This is a genomic window from Psychrobacillus sp. BL-248-WT-3 (assembly GCF_012843435.1).
Lineage (GTDB): Bacteria > Bacillota > Bacilli > Bacillales_A > Planococcaceae > Psychrobacillus.
This window is the reverse complement of record NZ_JABAFC010000054.1, coordinates 1-16,018: the sequence shown is the minus strand read 5'-3', so window position 1 is coordinate 16,018 and position 16,018 is coordinate 1. Positions and strand designations below refer to the sequence as shown.

Here is a 16,018-nt window from a genome sequence, read left to right as displayed (position 1 = left end):
GGTTTCGCAGCCGCCGATGGTAGTTGGAGGGTCGCCCCTGCAAGAGTAGGACGTCGCTGGGCACCAAAGAAAGTCGTCACCGAGTAATCGGTGGCGGCTTTTTGTTTTGTTTAAAATGAAAAAAAAAAGCCGAAAGCTATCACTCTCCCTATCCACGTATGTGAGAATAGCTTTGAATCTCTTTGCAATTTTCTAGTTTTAAATAAATTTTCATAAGAATATTACATAGGTAAAAATTATTGATATATAGTAATCTACCAGTAAAATCTGTAGTAACAGGCAGTGACACAAGTAGGGATAGCGAGACAGATATACATCACACCTGCGCAGGCTAATGCTCACTCCACAGGAAGTGTCTGCCAGAGCGGACTTATTAAACGCATATAAATATTGATAATACTCTTAGAGAGCGTTTATACATTTATCTATTAAAATAGGAATTATGGACTCAAACCTAGTTTCAACTTAATAGTTTTTAATCTTTTAATAGACAAAGTAATAAAATAATTGAAAGAAAAGTCGGAATATATATATTATTTATCGATTCTTGACAGTCTATGTGCCCGCTGATAACCTTGTAATAATATTTAATTATAGAGGAGGAAGTCAGCGTAATGTGGGAATCGAAATTTCAAAAAGAAGGTTTAACATTCGACGATGTTTTATTAGTTCCAGCTCAATCAGAAGTTTTACCAAAGGATATTAATTTATCAGTACACTTAACATCAAAAATCAAATTAAATATTCCGGTGATCAGTGCTGGTATGGATACTGTTACAGAGGCGAAAATGGCTATTGCTATGGCACGCCAAGGTGGATTAGGAATTATTCATAAAAACATGAGCATTGAGGAACAAGCAGAACAAGTGGAAACAGTTAAACGTTCAGAGAATGGCGTTATCACAGATCCTTTTTATCTAACACCGACTCATCAAGTTTATGATGCAGAGCATTTAATGGGGAAATACCGCATCTCTGGCGTTCCTATAGTAAATAATGAAGAAGAACTAAAGCTAGTCGGAATAATTACGAATCGTGACCTACGATTCATTCAAGACTATTCTTTACCAATTAATGAAGTGATGACTAAAGAACAGTTAGTGACTGCTGCAGTTGGTACTACATTAGAACAAGCTGAAAAAATTCTTCAACAATACAAAATAGAAAAATTACCAATTGTAGATGATAACGGAATCTTAAAAGGTTTAATTACTATTAAAGATATTGAAAAAGTAATTGAGTTTCCTAACGCTGCTAAGGATCAACACGGCCGTTTGTTAGTTGGAGCTGCAGTAGGTGTTACAAGTGATACAATGATTCGCGTGCAAAAGTTAGTAGCTGCACAGGTAGATGTAATTGTTATCGATACAGCTCATGGGCATTCTAAGGGCGTAATAGATGTAGTGAAGGAAATAAGAGCAACCTATCCAGATTTAGATATTATTGCTGGAAATGTCGCAACTGGTGCTGCTACTAAGGCTTTATACGAAGCTGGAGCAGATGTAGTGAAAGTTGGTATCGGTCCAGGATCTATTTGTACTACTCGTGTAGTAGCAGGTGTTGGTGTACCACAAATTACTGCTATTTATGATTGTGCTTCTGAAGCTCGCAAGGCAGGTAAAACGATTATTGCTGATGGTGGTATTAAATTCTCTGGCGATATTGTAAAGGCTTTGGCTGCCGGAGGACATGTAGTTATGTTAGGTAGTCTACTGGCTGGAACTACCGAAAGCCCAGGAGAAACTGAAATCTTCCAAGGAAGACGTTTTAAAGTATACCGAGGAATGGGTTCTATTGCTGCTATGGAAAAAGGATCTAAGGATCGCTATTTCCAAGAGGATGCAAAGAAATTAGTTCCAGAAGGTATTGAAGGACGTCTACCATACAAAGGTCCACTTTCTGATACAATTCATCAGCTTCTTGGTGGAGTTCGAGCAGGTATGGGGTATTGTGGTACAGGCACTTTAGAAGACCTACGAGAAAATGCACAATTTATTCGCATGACTGGTGCCGGTCTACGAGAAAGTCACCCACATGATGTACAAATAACAAAAGAAGCACCAAACTACTCTATCTCTTAAAATAAGTAGAAACTTTCGCACCCATTACACGTCTATATATAGGCCGAATGGGTGCTTTTTTAAAGTGTTATGCACCTAGTTCAAAAAGTATGATAAAATGAGCATTGATAATAGAAAAAGTGGAGGTACAGTAGTGAAGAAATATTGGAAAACAACAATGGTAAAGTGGCTAGTACTTCCGATGTTGCTTGTGTCTTTAGTAGGTGGAATGCCAACTAACACAAAAGCAGAGGAAAGTTTAAATTTAAATGTTGATGCAGCGATCTTAGTAGATGCTGATTCTGGAAAAATTCTTTATGAGCAAAATGCAGATGCAGCTTTAGGAATTGCAAGTATGACAAAAATGATGACCGAATATCTTCTTTTTGAAGCAATAGAAGAAGGTAAAATTTCATGGGAACAACAATATTCAGTAAATGAATATACATATAAAATTTCTCAAGATCGTCGTCTAAGTAACGTGCCTCTACGCGAGGATGGTACTTATTCAATTCGTGAATTATACGAAGCAATGGCAATCTATTCAGCCAATGCAGCAACTATTGCAATAGCTGAAACAATTGCTGGAACTGAAGAAAACTTTGTGAAGTTAATGAATGAAAAAGCTGCAGAAATGGGCTTAGAAAACTATAAATTTGTAAATTCAACAGGCTTAAACAACGCAGATTTACAAGGGATGCATCCGGCAAGCACAGGAGAAACAGATGAAAATGTCATGCCTGCTAGCTCGGTGGCAAAATTAGCTTATCTTCTGATGAAAGACTATCCAGAAGTGTTAGAGACAACAAAGATTCCTCATAAAATTTTTCGCGAGGGCACATCGGATGCTATCAAAATGAGTAACTGGAACTGGATGCTACCAGGACTAGTTTACGAGTATGAAGGCGTAGATGGTTTGAAAACAGGAACAACAGATTTTGCAGGACATTCCTTTACCGGAACTGCTGAAAGAAACGGTATGAGAGTAATCGCTGTAGTCATGAAAGCAGTAGATGCTAACGGAAAAGGAAGTTATGAAGCTAGATTTGACGCAACTAGAGCGTTATTTGATTTTGGTTTTGCCCAGTTTACTAAAGTAGAGCTAATACCAGAAGGATATAAAATTCCTGGCCATAAAAATTTAAAAGTAAATAAAGGAAAAGAAGATACGGTTGCAATTGCAGTGAAAGAACCTATCTCTATGCTGATCAAATCCAGTGATAAAGATCTGTACAAGCCTGTTTTCACTCCATTAGAAGACAAGCTAGAAGCAGAAGTCAAGAAGGATACAGTAGTAGGAAAAGTCCATCTTGAAAAATCTGAAGGTACTGACTATGGGTACATTACTGGCGATCAAGGAAGTGTTGATGTAGTAACAACAGAAGCTGTAAAAAAAGCAGGTTGGTTCAGTTTAATGCTACAAGGCATCGGTAAATTCTTTAGCGGATTATGGGATAGTACAACTGATTTTGTTGGCGGCTTATTTTAACACTTAGGCATTGCAGATAAGGTTGTACATCTTCTATAAAAAGCACTGAAACTCTATATGAGTTTCAGTGCTTTTTGCTTGCAAGGGATATTATGATTTCTCTATTTTGATTGCCCGCATAAGTTCATGTATGGAGGACGAAAGATTCGTAAAATCTAATCCACCAAAACCTAAAACTAACCTTGGAACAGTTTCGTCAATGGGAGAGGTTATATACTTATGCAAACCATAGATTTGAATGTTAGCTTGTTGGGCAAGAGAAACAAGCTCCTCTTCCTTCCTATCTGTCTGGATGGTTAATAGAAGATGCATTCCTGCCTGTTCCCCTGAAAGATTAACAATAGGCTCGTACTCTGAAAGTGTCTTCGTGACTATTTCCAGCTTTCTTTTATAAATTTTACGCATTTTATTTAAGTGCTTTGCAAAGTGACCGTCCTCCATAAATTTCGCAAGTATATGCTGATCCATGCGTGGTACAGTAGCAGAATAATAATAGTATTTGTCCTTATATTGCTTTATAAGCGTGTTTGGAAGGATAGCGTAGGCAATCCTTAAGGAGGGCATGAGAGACTTCGAAAATGTGCTTAAATAAATTACACGGTCGTTTTGATCCATACCTTGTAAAGAAGGTATTGGTTTTCCTGTATATCTAAACTCACTGTCATAATCATCTTCAATAATATATCGTTTCTCTTCCTGATAAGCCCATGCTAGCAGTTGACTTCTGCGTGAGGCTGACATAACAGAACCAGTTGGAAATTGATGAGATGGTGTAACATACATAACCGTTGTATTAGTTTTCTCCAGCTCCTCCACCACTAACCCTTCCTCGTCTACTGGAACAGCAACAGACTTTTCCTCATTCTCTAAAAAAAGATGATGGGATAATGGATACCCAGGATTTTCGTAACCATAAACGGCTTTGTCACCAAGAAGACGAACGAGAAGTGGCATGAGTTGTTCTGTACCTGATCCTAAAATAATTTGCTCTGGTCTGCTTTTTACACCACGGGATTGATAAAGATAGGACGATATTTGTTGTCTTAGTATATAGTCTCCCTGAGGATGTCCTAGCTGCAATAGATCTTTATGGTCTTCATGGGCTAATTCTTTTGCGTATTTTCTCCAAAGAGTAAAAGGAAAAGAATCTTCATCTATCTTTCCCGGTGAGAAGTCTATATGGAAGGAAGTAGCTTTCTCTTCTTTTCCAATAGGAGTATCTTCCTTTTCAATCAGAGCTAGCTCTTCTATGTTTTGGACAAAATACCCTTTTCTTGGCTCCGAATTAATATATCCTTCTGCGACAAGCTGACTATACGAAAGCTCGATCGTTGTTTGACTTAGATCAAGGTATTCAGCTAGTTTTCTTTTAGATGGAAGCTTTTCTCCTTCCTTAATATGACCTTGCACAATGGCATTTTTTAAAAATTTATATAATTGTTCATATAATGGTAGATTTGTGTTTTTTTCTAAAGGGAGCATGAGAAAATCCATTGTATCATCCAATCTGACCACGTTCATTTTATTGTTTCTGGCACTTTTCATATGGTCAATTACCATTATACTAAATTTTATAACAATTAGGAGGTATATAGGATGAATTTACATATGACAGGAACAGAGTTAGTAAAAAGAGGTATGGCTGAGATGCAAAAGGGTGGAGTTATAATGGATGTTATTAATGCGGAGCAGGCTCGTATTGCAGAGGCAGCAGGAGCCGTGGCAGTTATGGCATTAGAACGTGTGCCTTCTGATATTCGTGCTGCGGGAGGAGTGGCTCGTATGGCCGATCCTCGCATAATGGAAGAGGTAATGAGTGCTGTAACGATTCCAGTCATGGCTAAAGCGCGTATCGGACACATCACGGAAGCCAGAATGCTAGAAGCAATGGGTGTGGATTATATTGATGAATCAGAAGTACTGACTCCAGCGGATGAGGAGTATCACCTTCGAAAAAGTGAGTTTACTGTTCCTTTTGTTTGTGGATGTAAGGACTTAGGAGAGGCTGCTCGACGCATAGGAGAAGGTGCATCCATGCTTCGCACAAAAGGAGAGCCTGGGACAGGGAATATTGTAGAAGCAGTTCGTCATTTGCGTAAGGTAAATGCCCAAGTGAGAAAGATTGTGCATATGGATGAGGATGAATTAATGACAGAGGCAAAAATTCTTGGAGCACCGTATGAAATTTTATTGCAAATTAAGCACAAAGGAAAATTGCCAGTAGTAAATTTCGCAGCAGGAGGAGTTGCAACTCCAGCAGATGCTGCACTAATGATGGAGTTAGGAGCAGACGGAGTATTTGTCGGTTCAGGTATATTTAAATCCGATAATCCAGAGAAATTTGCTCGCGCTATTGTAGAGGCAACTACTCATTATCAAGATTATAAATTATTAGTGGAGATTTCAAAGGATTTAGGAATCCCTATGAAGGGAATAGAAATTTCTCGTTTATCCACTGCTGAGCGTATGCAAGATCGAGGGTGGTAAAATGGTGAAAATAGGAGTGCTTGCTCTCCAAGGTGCCGTTACGGAACATATCCGTTCAGTGGAGGAATGCGGGGCAAAGGCAGTAAAGGTTAAAACAAAAGAGGACTTGAAAGAAATAGATGGTTTAATCCTACCTGGTGGAGAAAGTACCGCAATGCGCAAGCTTATAGACCGGTTTGATTTACTAGGTTGTTTAAAGCAGTTTGCAGAGTCAGGCAAGCCTATGTTTGGTACTTGTGCTGGTCTTATATTATTAGCAAAGCAAATTCAAGGTCAGGATACACATCATATTGGTGTGCTACAAGCAACTGTCGCAAGAAATTCCTTCGGTCGTCAGGTGGATAGCTTTGAAACTAATTTAGATATTCAAGGGATAGCAGCAGATTTTCCTGCTATTTTTATAAGGGCTCCACATATTGTGGAAGTAGATAAAAGTGTAGATATTCTTGCTACCCACGAAGAACGCATCGTAATGGCAAGACAGAATCATATATTGGGATGCTCCTTTCATCCCGAATTAACAAATGATCATCGTATAACTGCCTATTTTATACAAATGGTTCAGGAATCGCTTGCCAAACCGGTCAACCTATAGTAAAGTATGGTTAATTTCATGATTTAAAAAACGATGATAGGAAGTAGTAGCAAGTAAGTTTTTTTTAGAGAGTCAGCGGCTGGTGGGAGCTGATAAAAGCGCTTGTGAATCCGTCCTTTGAGTTGCGCAGCTGAAAAATAGGTAAGCTGTGGCCGGTTGAAAAGCCGTTATTAGACAAGTGGATCTGAGATGTCAGATCAATCAGGGTGGCAACGCGGGTAGCTCTCGTCCCTTTTATAAGGGATGGGGGCTTTTTTGTCGTTTTTTATGAATTTAAATCTGGTTAATAGGCCAAAAATATCAAGAGGAGGAAATCATATGTTAGATGTAAAATTTGTACGTGATAATTATGAAGAAGTGAAAGCTAAACTTGCGAAGCGTGGAGAAGATATCTCCGAGTTCGATCAATTTCTTCCTTTAGACCAAAAGCGTAGAGAATTAATAGCAAAAACAGAAGTACTAAAGGCAGAAAGAAACGAGGTTTCTCAAAAAATCTCACAAATGAAACGAAATAAAGAGAATGCTGATGATGTAATCGCTCGCATGCGTGAAGTAGGCGATGAGATTAAAGCATTAGATGAAGAACTACGCCAGGTAGAAGAAAAATTTGAATATATGATGATGCGCATTCCAAATATTCCACATGATGACGTTCCAATTGGCGATTCTGAGGATGATAATGTTGAAATTCGTAAATGGGGAGAGGTCCCTGCGTTTAACTTTGATACAAAGGCTCATTGGGATATCGCCACAGATTTAAAAATTGTGGACTTTGAACGAGCTGCAAAAGTAACTGGAAGCCGTTTTGCTTTTTACCGTGGTTTAGGGGCAAGATTAGAGCGCGCGCTATGGAATTTCATGATGGACCTTCATTCAGAAGAGCATGGCTATGAAGAAATGCTACCACCATATATGGCAAACCGTATGAGCCTAACAGGTACTGGACAGCTTCCAAAGTTTGAAGAGGATGCTTTCTTAGTTAACGAGGAGGATTATTTCTTAATCCCAACGGCTGAGGTGCCAGTAACTAACTTCTACCGGGATGAAATTTTAGATGGAGCTGATCTTCCACAAGCCTTTACTGCTTTTAGTGCTTGTTTCCGTTCAGAGGCTGGTTCTGCAGGTAGAGATACACGCGGACTAATCCGTCAGCATCAATTTAATAAAGTTGAGCTGGTACGTTTTGTTAAACCAGAGGATTCTTACGAGCAATTGGACCTTCTAACAGGACATGCAGAAAAGGTTCTTCAGCTTTTAGGACTTCCATATCGTGTGCTACGTATGTGCACAGCAGATCTTGGATTCACTGCAGCGAAGAAGTATGATATTGAAGTATGGTTACCAAGCTATGGCGAATATAAAGAAATTTCTTCATGCAGTAACTTCGAGGACTTCCAAGCTCGTCGTGCTGGAATCCGTTTTAGAAGAGAACCGGGTGCTAAGCCTGAGTTTGTACACACATTAAACGGTAGTGGACTAGCAATCGGACGCACAGTAGCTGCCATCCTAGAAAATTATCAGCAACCAGACGGTTCAGTTAAAATCCCAGAGGTCCTACAACCATATATGGGCGGAAAAACAATTATTAAATAAAGAAAAGCGAAAGCGCCTATGTCTGCCCCGACAGGCAAATGGGGAAAAGTGAGGAGGCAGTTCCTCAGCCACCGGAGCTTTTATCCATTTGACCCCGAGGGGCAAGGTGCAGAAGCTAGCCACCAAGAAAAGCGAAAGCGCCTATGTCTGCCCCGACAGGCAAATGGAGAAAAGCGAGGAGGCAGCTCCTCAGCCACCGGAACTTTTATTCATTTGACCCCGAGGGGCAAGGTGCAGAAGCTAGCCATAAAGAAAAGCGAAAGCGCCTATGTCTGCCCCGACAGGCAAATGATCCGTTATAAGATACTTTTAATGATATAAAAGTAAGAACCAAAAACGCCTAGAGTTCTAAGCGTTTTTGGTTCTTTTTCTTTAGTCGTAGCTCTCGAAAGAAAGTCGTTAGTAAATTACCACAGGTTTCCGCAAGAACCCCTTCTGTTACCTCACAGACATGGTTGAATCGAGTGTCATTTAAAAGCGAATACAGAGAATCTACACACCCTGCCTTCATGTCTCTTGCACCATATACCACTCGAGGGATACGTGACTGTAATATTGCTCCAGCACACATAGGGCAAGGCTCTAAAGTTACATAAAGGGTTGTTTCTTCGAGTCTCCAGCTACCAATTTTGGCACATGCCTCTTGAATAGCCAGAAGTTCTGCATGTGTCGTTGCATTTTGGGTTGTTTCTCGTAGATTGTAGGCACTCGCAATTACCTCATTTTTATGTACGATAATTGCTCCGATCGGAACCTCACCTATGGCAGCAGCCTTTTTTGCTTCCTCAATTGCTAAATTCATATAATATTGATCCATTTGGAGTCAACTCCTTACGCGTATTTTAGCATGTTTTGTAGATAACGTGCATATTCTGATTTGAAGGAGTGATGCGATGATTTATACAGTTAAGTTAGGTGATAGCTTATATTCTATTGCAAGACAGAATGGTACTAGTGCGGCTACTATTGCTTCGATCAATGGCTTGCCGAACCAGGATGTATTGGTCGTTGGACAATCATTAGTCTTACCCTCAACTCCAAGTCCAAATCGGCCAATGATTGAAACCAATTTATATGTGGAATGGTATACCGAGGCTCCATCTGAAACAGTTATTAGCCAAGTAGAAAATGTAGCCTCTCTATTAACCTACATGATGCCATTTGCTTTTGAAGTTAAAAGAGATGGGTCATTGACTAAAATGGATTGGGGAAGGTTGCCAGAAGTTGCTGCGGCAAATAACGTGGAAGAAGTTGTTATAATAGTCAATATTGAAGAAGGTGCTTTTAGCGACACATTAGCTCATACCATTTTTACGAATGAGGAAGTGAAGCAAAGAGTATTTGAAGAGACAGTTGCTGAGGCTAATAGAAGAGGAACGAATCATATTCATACTGATTTTGAATATATAGATCCAAATGATCGGGAAGCATACGTAACTTTCTTAAAAGAGTTTCGGGCTTTTGCTCCTAGCTTCATTTTTTCTGCTAGCCTAGCTCCAAAAACAAGTGCTAACCAGCCTGGTAAGTGGTATGAAGGACACGACTATAAGGCTCTAGGTGAGGTGCTAGACTTCGTCGTCATTATGACATATGAATGGGGCTATAGTGGAGGACCCCCGATGGCTGTGTCTCCAATAGGTCCGGTAAGAAAAGTTTTAGAGTATGCCATAAGTGAAATACCTTCACAAAAGGTTATGATGGGTCAAAACCTGTACGGCTATGATTGGACATTACCTTACAAAGTAGGCAATCCTTTTGCAAGAGCAATTAGTGCCCAAGCAGCAGTTCAACTGGCAATCGATCGAAATGCCGCGATAGAATATGATGAAGTTGCCCAGGCACCTTTTTTTAATTACTGGAGGGACGGAAAAGAGCATGAAGTGTGGTTCGAGGATGCTCGTTCTATTCAGGCTAAGTTCAATCTTTTAAAGGAACTGAACCTTTTAGGAATCTCCTACTGGCATAGTGGCTTCAATTTTCCACAGAATTGGTATCTTTTAAATGACATGTTTCGTATTAAGAAAAAATAGGGGGTATTTGTCTTTCTCTGGAAAGACAAATATCCTCTATTTTTCGTCATATCCCTATGCTAAAATAGAGGATACGACTTGAAACTTTAGAGTGAGGTTAGAGATATGTCTATTCCATTTATAACGGTAGAGGGTCCAATAGGTGTTGGTAAAACCTCATTGGCCAAAGCAATTGCTAATACATATCAATTTGAATTGTTAAAAGAGATCGTAGACGAAAACCCCTTTTTAAATAAATTCTATGAAGATATAGCAGAGTGGAGCTTTCAAACTGAAATGTTCTTTCTTTGTAATCGCTATAAGCAATTAAGTGATATTGAAAAAAAATACTTATCCAACGACACAGCAGTTGTTGCGGATTATCATATTTTTAAAAATCTTATTTTTGCAAAACGCTCTCTAAATGAGGTCGAGTATGAGAAATACGAGTCCATTTATCATATTTTAACGAAGGATATGCCAATCCCGAACATGGTAATTTATTTAGATGCAAGTATAGACGTGCTAGAAAATCGTATTGATTTACGTGGGAGAGAGTTCGAAAAGAAAATTAGTACAAGCTATCTAGAGCAACTTTCATCGGACTATAGAATGTTTATAAATGACTTTGAAGCAAAGCACCCAGACGTACCTGTTATTCGTTTCAACGGTGATGAAATGGACTTTGTACAGAACAGCCAGGATTTAAATATAATTTTAGAAAAAGTAAGTGCTACACTACTTAAAAGGAGTAAATAACATGAACTTAAGAGAAAAGTATGGCATCCCAGCCAATGCTGTCATTACTATTGCAGGAACTGTAGGTGTTGGGAAATCTACTATGACAAAAATGCTTGCTGACGCATTACATTTTAAGACTTCGTTTGAAAAAGTAGATACTAACCCATATCTTGACCGTTTTTACGAGGATTTCTCTAAATGGAGCTTTCATTTACAGATTTACTTCTTAGCAGAGAGATTTAAGGAACAAAAGAGAATGTTCGAATATGGTGGAGGGTTTATCCAGGACCGTTCTATCTATGAGGATACAGGTATTTTTGCGCAAATGCACAAGGAAAAGGGAACGATGGATCCGATCGATCATGAGACATATACAAGCCTATTCGAGGCAATGGTGATGACACCGTATTTCCCGCATCCGAACCTTTTAATTTATTTAGAAGGTTCATTGGACAGTGTAATCGATCGTATTCATGAAAGAGGCCGTCCGATGGAGCAGCAGACGCCAATCGCTTATTGGGAAGAAATGCATGGTCGTTATGAAAAGTGGATTGATGGATTTAATGGTTGCCCGGTGCTTCGCCTTAACATTAATGATTATGATATCGTAGAAAATCCTGAAGATGTCGAGCTAATTCTTGAAAGAATTGGGCATTTTATGGAACAAACACAAACAATCACCTTACGTAAATAATGAAAGCTTCCGCATGTATTGCGGAAGCTTTTTTGTTACAAAGGAGGATATTTAGTAAAAGGGGAGAATTCGAACTGGTGGTAGTGTGAGGAAAGGAAGATTAAACATGGAAAGCTTGGACCGTGTGAGTATGTGGAGGATATTATTATGAGTCAATTCATAAAATAAAAAAGAAGCTGACCCATAAAAAGTCAACTTCTTAATATTCTGAACATGTATGGCTAAGAAAAATTCGTTACAAAAGCAACGAATTCAATCTCAAATTTATGCGTGTGTGTTGTTAAAAAATGGAGGAGGAAGAGGGATTCGAACCCCCGCGCGGTATGACCCGCCTGTCGGTTTTCAAGACCGATCCCTTCAGCCAGACTTGGGTATTCCTCCGAAGTACAAGAACTAATTTATCATGGATGAAATTCAAAGTCAACATTTTTGAAAAAAATATAGTATTTTTTTAGAATAGAGTTATAGAAAAAGAGGAAAAGGATATTTCCATTGATTTCTCAACAAAAAAAGCTTATACTGAATATTGCCGTGCTAGGTGGGAAGGTAGCGGTGTCTTGTAACTCGCAATCCGCTCTAGCGAGACTGAACCCCTTCTCGAGGTTGTTTATATGTAGGGTCTGGTATTTGCACGTGATGTTGACGTCTGGGTCCTGCGCAATGGGAGCCCATGAACCATGTCAGGTCCGGAAGGAAGCAGCATTAAGTGGTGCATTCTCATGTGCCGCAGGGTTGCCTAGACTGAGTTAACGACAAAGGTGCCGCCTATGTGTATCAATCGAAGGAAGGTGCACGGCTTTAAATTATATAATTCAAACTCATTCATCTTCGGAGGAATGAGTTTTTTTATTTGTCCATATTAGAGTTTGGAGCAGAAGTACAGTTCTCTTTATGATATAATTAGTCCATACTTTACTTAAACAAAAGAGGGAGGGAAACTTGTTGTCGTATCAAGCTTTTTACCGCGCTTATCGACCTCAGTCGTTTGCGGAAATGTCCGGTCAAACTCATATCAAGCAAACCCTTCAAAATGCCCTCCTTTATAATAAAACTACTCATGCATATCTATTTTCAGGACCAAGAGGAACAGGGAAAACAAGTGCCGCAAAGATATTTGCAAAGGCATTGAACTGTGAAAATGGCCCTGCAAAGGAACCATGTAATGAATGTGAGACTTGTAAAAGCATTACAGAGGGTTCCAACACAGATGTAATTGAGTTCGATGCTGCTTCTAATTCTCGCGTAGAGGAAATAAGAGATATTATTGAAAAGGTGCGTTTTGCTCCTTCCAATGCTCGTTTCAAAGTTTATATTATAGATGAAGTGCATATGCTTTCTACCAGTGCCTTTAATGCTTTATTAAAAACATTAGAAGAACCACCGGCACATGCCGTCTTTATACTGGCAACCACAGAGCCACATAAAATACCATTAACCATCATTTCTAGATGTCAGCGTTTCGATTTTAAACGTATTACCTCGACTGATATCGTTTCTAGAATGATAGAAGTGCTGACAGATGCGCAAATTGAATACGATGTAAATGTTTTGAAAATCATTGCCCAGGCTGCAGCAGGAGGGATGCGAGACGCCCTCAGTATGTTAGATCAGGTGGTATCCTTTAGTGGCGAAACAATGACTATAGAAGATGCTTTACTTGTAACTGGTTCAATAGGTCAGGATGTATTTTATCAGCTTGCAGAAGCATTGAGTGAAAGAGATGTTGCCCATGCATTAGGGAGCATTGAAAAGCTCGTAGATGACGGAAAAGATCCTGTAAGATTAACAGAGGATTTTATTACGTTCTATAGAGATTTATTAGTACTACAGGTAGCTCCCGATCAAGCGGAATTGTTAGAAATTGCTACGGGAGATGAGCATTTTAGAGAACTTGCCTTTAAGTTTCCGGTAGAAACCCTTTATAAGAGTATCTCGATTCTTACAAACACCCAACAAGAAATGCGTTTTTCTAATCATGCGAAGGTCTATTTAGAAACTGCCATTATACGGTTGGCACAAGTACCTCAAGATGCAAACGTAGGTAACGTTAATACCACTGAATTAGAGAATAAAGTCCAGTTGCTTGAAGGACAATTACAACAACTTCAGCAGCAATTAAGCCAAGGCACTTATACTACAGGAAACAGTCAAGGGGCTCAGCAGGAACAACCCAAGAGAACAAGACAAAAAGCCTCAGGAGTCAAAGTGTCTAGTGGACGTATTCAAGAAATTTTAAAAATGGCGACAAAATCAGATATCCAAGCCATTAAATCTCATTGGGCAACTATCTTACAACAGCTACAAAAGTCACATGCAGCGTTATTAAATGATGCAGAGCCAGTTGCAGCATCTTCTACTGCATTTGTGTTAAAATTTAAGTATGATATACATTGTCAAATGGCAATGGAGAATAAAACATTCTCAACTTCTTTCCCTCAGCTTATCGCGAATCTTACTGGAACGATGTATGAGGTAGTGTATGTACCTGAAGAAAGTTGGTTAAAGATTAGAGAAGAATTTATTCAGCAAAATGGATTAAAGAAAGATTCAACAGAGTCAGAGGCGGCGTCTTCTTCAGAACCATTAGAAGCGATGGAGTTACTACAAGGAATGGAAGAGATTTCAGAGGATCCATTGATTGTGGAAGCTGAGAGGCTTTTCGGCAAAGATTTTGTAGAAGTACATGATGACTAAGGAGGAAAATAATTATGCGTGGAATGGGAAATATGCAAGGTATGATGAAACAAATGCAAAAGATGCAAAAGAAAATGGCTGAAGCTCAAGAGGAGTTAGCAACTCAACGTTTTGAAGCAGTTGCCGGCGGTGGAATGGTGAAAGTTACTGTTTCAGGACAAAAAGAAGTACTAGAGGTAGCTTTAGACCCTACTGTTGTAGATCCAGACGATGTGGAAATGCTACAAGACTTGATCGTAATTGCAACCAACGAAGCAATGAAAAAAGCGGAAGAAACAGCTAATGCCACTATGGGTCAATTCACGAAAGGATTGAACCTTCCTGGCATGTTCTAGGAGGACAAATCATGCATTATCCTGAACCGATATCAAAGCTAATTGAAAGCTTTATGAAATTGCCAGGAATCGGGCCCAAAACAGCGGCCCGTCTGGCATTTTTTGTGTTAACTATGAAAGAAGATACAGTACTAGACTTTGCTAAAGCTCTAGTAGACGCTAAAAGGAACTTGAGCTACTGTTCGGTTTGTGGACATATCACGGACATAGATCCTTGCCATATTTGTCAGGATAAACAGCGTGATGGATCTATGATCTGTGTAGTACAAGATACAAAAGACGTAATTGCAATGGAAAAAATGAGAGATTACAATGGTTTATACCATGTACTGCATGGGGCTATCTCACCGATGGATGGAATAGGTCCAGAGGATATTAATGTACCAACCCTTTTAAAAAGATTACAGAATGACCAAGTAGAAGAACTGATTTTAGCAACAAACCCTACTATAGAAGGAGAAGCAACCGCGATGTATATTTCTCGTCTAGTAAAGCCTTCAGGCATTAAGACTACGAGGATTGCCCATGGTTTGCCTGTAGGTGGAGATTTAGAGTATGCAGATGAGGTTACTCTTTCTAAAGCATTAGAAGGACGCAGGGAGCTATAAGGAGATGTAGAGCTGGATGTTTTTTAAAAAGGGGAAACTGAAAAAAGAATTTGATGAACGGTTTGTAGAGCTTATTAAAGCTACCAAAGAAGATTGGCAACAAGCTCAACGAATTGAAGATTACTTGAATGACTATGATTTAGATGCAGTTGCTAAAAGGAAAATGGCAGAGAGTATACACTTCTATCTATATAAAGAGGCAAAGATTCGAAATGTAATTATAAAATAGAATATTAATAGTACTAGCTTCATATAATAAGGATATTGATTTTATGGAGGGATAATTACATGAAGTTAACCATTATTGTGTGTTCGCTAGTATTATTACTGTTTTTAGTATTCAAGAGTTCGTCTTCTAATTTATTTGAGAGTATTTCTATCTTGTTATTTCGTTTAGGGTTTTCTATCTTACTGTTATTCGGAGTTCATTTATTACTTGGAACGGCAGGATACGCGGTCCCGATCAATCTCTTTACAGGCGCAGTAGTAGCAGTATTAGGAGTTCCAGGAGTAGCGTCAGTAGTAGCTATTTCTATACTAATATAAAAAAAAAAAAAAAGTTTTTAAAAAGTGTTGACGTAAGTTTAAAACGAGTGTAATATAGTAGAAGTCGCCAAGAGGTAAACAAGTTTGGCTGACACAATGAACATTGAAAACTGAACATGCAAAACGTTAAGACATACAGCATCAACAAGCTTCGGCTTGATTGACGC

15 protein-coding genes, 1 tRNA gene, 1 other RNA gene and 1 other annotated feature are annotated in these 16,018 nt (G+C 39.0%); of the genes, 14 read left to right on the top strand and 3 right to left on the bottom strand.

All coding sequences use genetic code 11. From position 1 onward, the window contains the following. Positions 1-614 precede the first annotated feature (614 nt). Both guaB and HF876_RS17585 read left to right on the top strand, forming a co-directional pair. On the top strand, positions 615-2,081 hold the full coding sequence (guaB, locus tag HF876_RS17590; protein ID WP_169361358.1) for an IMP dehydrogenase: 1,467 nt from the start codon (positions 615-617) through the stop codon (positions 2,079-2,081). A 157-nt stretch (positions 2,082-2,238) separates the two neighbouring features. Then, complete coding sequence (locus tag HF876_RS17585) at positions 2,239-3,549, top strand: serine hydrolase (protein WP_481900295.1); 1,311 nt, start codon at positions 2,239-2,241, stop codon at positions 3,547-3,549. Positions 3,550-3,639: 90 nt separating this feature from the next. Here HF876_RS17585 and pdxR read toward each other — a convergent pair whose 3' ends face one another. Next, complete coding sequence (gene pdxR / locus HF876_RS17580; protein WP_342567334.1) at positions 3,640-5,094, bottom strand: MocR-like pyridoxine biosynthesis transcription factor PdxR; 1,455 nt, start codon at positions 5,092-5,094, stop codon at positions 3,640-3,642. Between the two features lie 51 nt (positions 5,095-5,145). On the opposite strand from pdxR, the gene pdxS reads away from it, so the two are divergent. The 3 genes from pdxS (at position 5,146) to serS (ending at position 8,224) form a co-directional block, all read left to right on the top strand. Beyond that, a complete protein-coding gene (gene pdxS, locus HF876_RS17575) occupies positions 5,146-6,036 on the top strand; it encodes a pyridoxal 5'-phosphate synthase lyase subunit PdxS (protein ID WP_169361356.1) in 891 nt (296 codons plus the stop codon). A 1-nt stretch (position 6,037) separates the two neighbouring features. Then, entirely contained in the window at positions 6,038-6,631 is a 594-nt protein-coding gene (gene pdxT / locus HF876_RS17570) for a pyridoxal 5'-phosphate synthase glutaminase subunit PdxT (protein WP_169361355.1), read from the top strand. A 24-nt stretch (positions 6,632-6,655) separates the two neighbouring features. Further along, positions 6,656-6,867: a binding site (T-box leader), on the top strand. An 82-nt stretch (positions 6,868-6,949) separates the two neighbouring features. Further along, complete coding sequence (gene serS, locus HF876_RS17565; protein ID WP_169361354.1) at positions 6,950-8,224, top strand: serine--tRNA ligase; 1,275 nt, start codon at positions 6,950-6,952, stop codon at positions 8,222-8,224. A gap of 340 nt (positions 8,225-8,564) precedes the next feature. On the opposite strand, the gene tadA is transcribed toward serS, so the two are convergent. Next, a complete protein-coding gene (gene tadA, locus HF876_RS17560; protein WP_169361353.1) occupies positions 8,565-9,041 on the bottom strand; it encodes a tRNA adenosine(34) deaminase TadA in 477 nt (158 codons plus the stop codon). Positions 9,042-9,117: 76 nt separating this feature from the next. Here tadA and HF876_RS17555 point away from each other — a divergent pair, with 76 nt between their 5' ends. The 3 genes from HF876_RS17555 (at position 9,118) to HF876_RS17545 (ending at position 11,668) form a co-directional block, all read left to right on the top strand. Next, on the top strand, positions 9,118-10,254 hold the full coding sequence (locus HF876_RS17555; protein ID WP_169361352.1) for a glycosyl hydrolase family 18 protein: 1,137 nt from the start codon (positions 9,118-9,120) through the stop codon (positions 10,252-10,254). Positions 10,255-10,359: 105 nt separating this feature from the next. Next, positions 10,360-10,992 carry a deoxynucleoside kinase gene (locus HF876_RS17550; protein ID WP_169361351.1) on the top strand — a complete coding sequence of 211 codons (633 nt, stop codon included), beginning with the start codon at positions 10,360-10,362 and terminating at the stop codon, positions 10,990-10,992. Position 10,993: 1 nt separating this feature from the next. Then, positions 10,994-11,668 (top strand): deoxynucleoside kinase, encoded by a 675-nt coding sequence (locus HF876_RS17545; protein ID WP_169361350.1) that lies wholly within the window; start codon positions 10,994-10,996, stop codon positions 11,666-11,668. A gap of 288 nt (positions 11,669-11,956) precedes the next feature. On the opposite strand, the gene HF876_RS17540 is transcribed toward HF876_RS17545, so the two are convergent. Next, positions 11,957-12,049: transfer RNA gene (locus HF876_RS17540), tRNA-Ser, on the bottom strand. Between the two features lie 148 nt (positions 12,050-12,197). Here HF876_RS17540 and ffs point away from each other — a divergent pair. The 6 genes from ffs to HF876_RS17510 all read left to right on the top strand — a co-directional run bounded on the left by ffs (position 12,198) and on the right by HF876_RS17510 (position 15,851). After that, positions 12,198-12,464, top strand: an RNA gene (gene ffs / locus HF876_RS17535) — signal recognition particle sRNA large type. Positions 12,465-12,610: 146 nt separating this feature from the next. Beyond that, the gene (dnaX, locus tag HF876_RS17530) at positions 12,611-14,362 is read left to right on the top strand and encodes a DNA polymerase III subunit gamma/tau (protein WP_169361349.1); all 1,752 of its coding nucleotides are present in this window, start codon (positions 12,611-12,613) and stop codon (positions 14,360-14,362) included. A gap of 14 nt (positions 14,363-14,376) precedes the next feature. Next, the gene (locus HF876_RS17525) at positions 14,377-14,697 is read left to right on the top strand and encodes a YbaB/EbfC family nucleoid-associated protein (protein WP_169361348.1); all 321 of its coding nucleotides are present in this window, start codon (positions 14,377-14,379) and stop codon (positions 14,695-14,697) included. A gap of 11 nt (positions 14,698-14,708) precedes the next feature. After that, complete coding sequence (gene recR / locus HF876_RS17520; protein ID WP_169361347.1) at positions 14,709-15,305, top strand: recombination mediator RecR; 597 nt, start codon at positions 14,709-14,711, stop codon at positions 15,303-15,305. A 16-nt stretch (positions 15,306-15,321) separates the two neighbouring features. Next, positions 15,322-15,534, top strand: coding sequence for a YaaL family protein (locus HF876_RS17515; protein WP_169361346.1), 213 nt, complete (start codon positions 15,322-15,324; stop codon positions 15,532-15,534). A gap of 59 nt (positions 15,535-15,593) precedes the next feature. Next, the gene (locus HF876_RS17510) at positions 15,594-15,851 is read left to right on the top strand and encodes a pro-sigmaK processing inhibitor BofA family protein (RefSeq protein WP_169361345.1); all 258 of its coding nucleotides are present in this window, start codon (positions 15,594-15,596) and stop codon (positions 15,849-15,851) included. Positions 15,852-16,018 lie beyond the last annotated feature (167 nt).

Coding starts and splice junctions, on each gene's coding strand:
- guaB (WP_169361358.1), top strand. CDS start 615: ATGTGGGAATCGAAATTTCAAAAAGAAGGTTTAACATTCGACGATGTT.
- HF876_RS17585 (WP_481900295.1), top strand. CDS start 2,239: ATGGTAAAGTGGCTAGTACTTCCGATGTTGCTTGTGTCTTTAGTAGGT.
- pdxR (WP_342567334.1), bottom strand. CDS start 5,094: ATGAAAAGTGCCAGAAACAATAAAATGAACGTGGTCAGATTGGATGAT.
- pdxS (WP_169361356.1), top strand. CDS start 5,146: ATGAATTTACATATGACAGGAACAGAGTTAGTAAAAAGAGGTATGGCT.
- pdxT (WP_169361355.1), top strand. CDS start 6,038: ATGGTGAAAATAGGAGTGCTTGCTCTCCAAGGTGCCGTTACGGAACAT.
- serS (WP_169361354.1), top strand. CDS start 6,950: ATGTTAGATGTAAAATTTGTACGTGATAATTATGAAGAAGTGAAAGCT.
- tadA (WP_169361353.1), bottom strand. CDS start 9,041: ATGGATCAATATTATATGAATTTAGCAATTGAGGAAGCAAAAAAGGCT.
- HF876_RS17555 (WP_169361352.1), top strand. CDS start 9,118: ATGATTTATACAGTTAAGTTAGGTGATAGCTTATATTCTATTGCAAGA.
- HF876_RS17550 (WP_169361351.1), top strand. CDS start 10,360: ATGTCTATTCCATTTATAACGGTAGAGGGTCCAATAGGTGTTGGTAAA.
- HF876_RS17545 (WP_169361350.1), top strand. CDS start 10,994: ATGAACTTAAGAGAAAAGTATGGCATCCCAGCCAATGCTGTCATTACT.
- HF876_RS17525 (WP_169361348.1), top strand. CDS start 14,377: ATGCGTGGAATGGGAAATATGCAAGGTATGATGAAACAAATGCAAAAG.
- recR (WP_169361347.1), top strand. CDS start 14,709: ATGCATTATCCTGAACCGATATCAAAGCTAATTGAAAGCTTTATGAAA.
- HF876_RS17515 (WP_169361346.1), top strand. CDS start 15,322: ATGTTTTTTAAAAAGGGGAAACTGAAAAAAGAATTTGATGAACGGTTT.
- HF876_RS17510 (WP_169361345.1), top strand. CDS start 15,594: ATGAAGTTAACCATTATTGTGTGTTCGCTAGTATTATTACTGTTTTTA.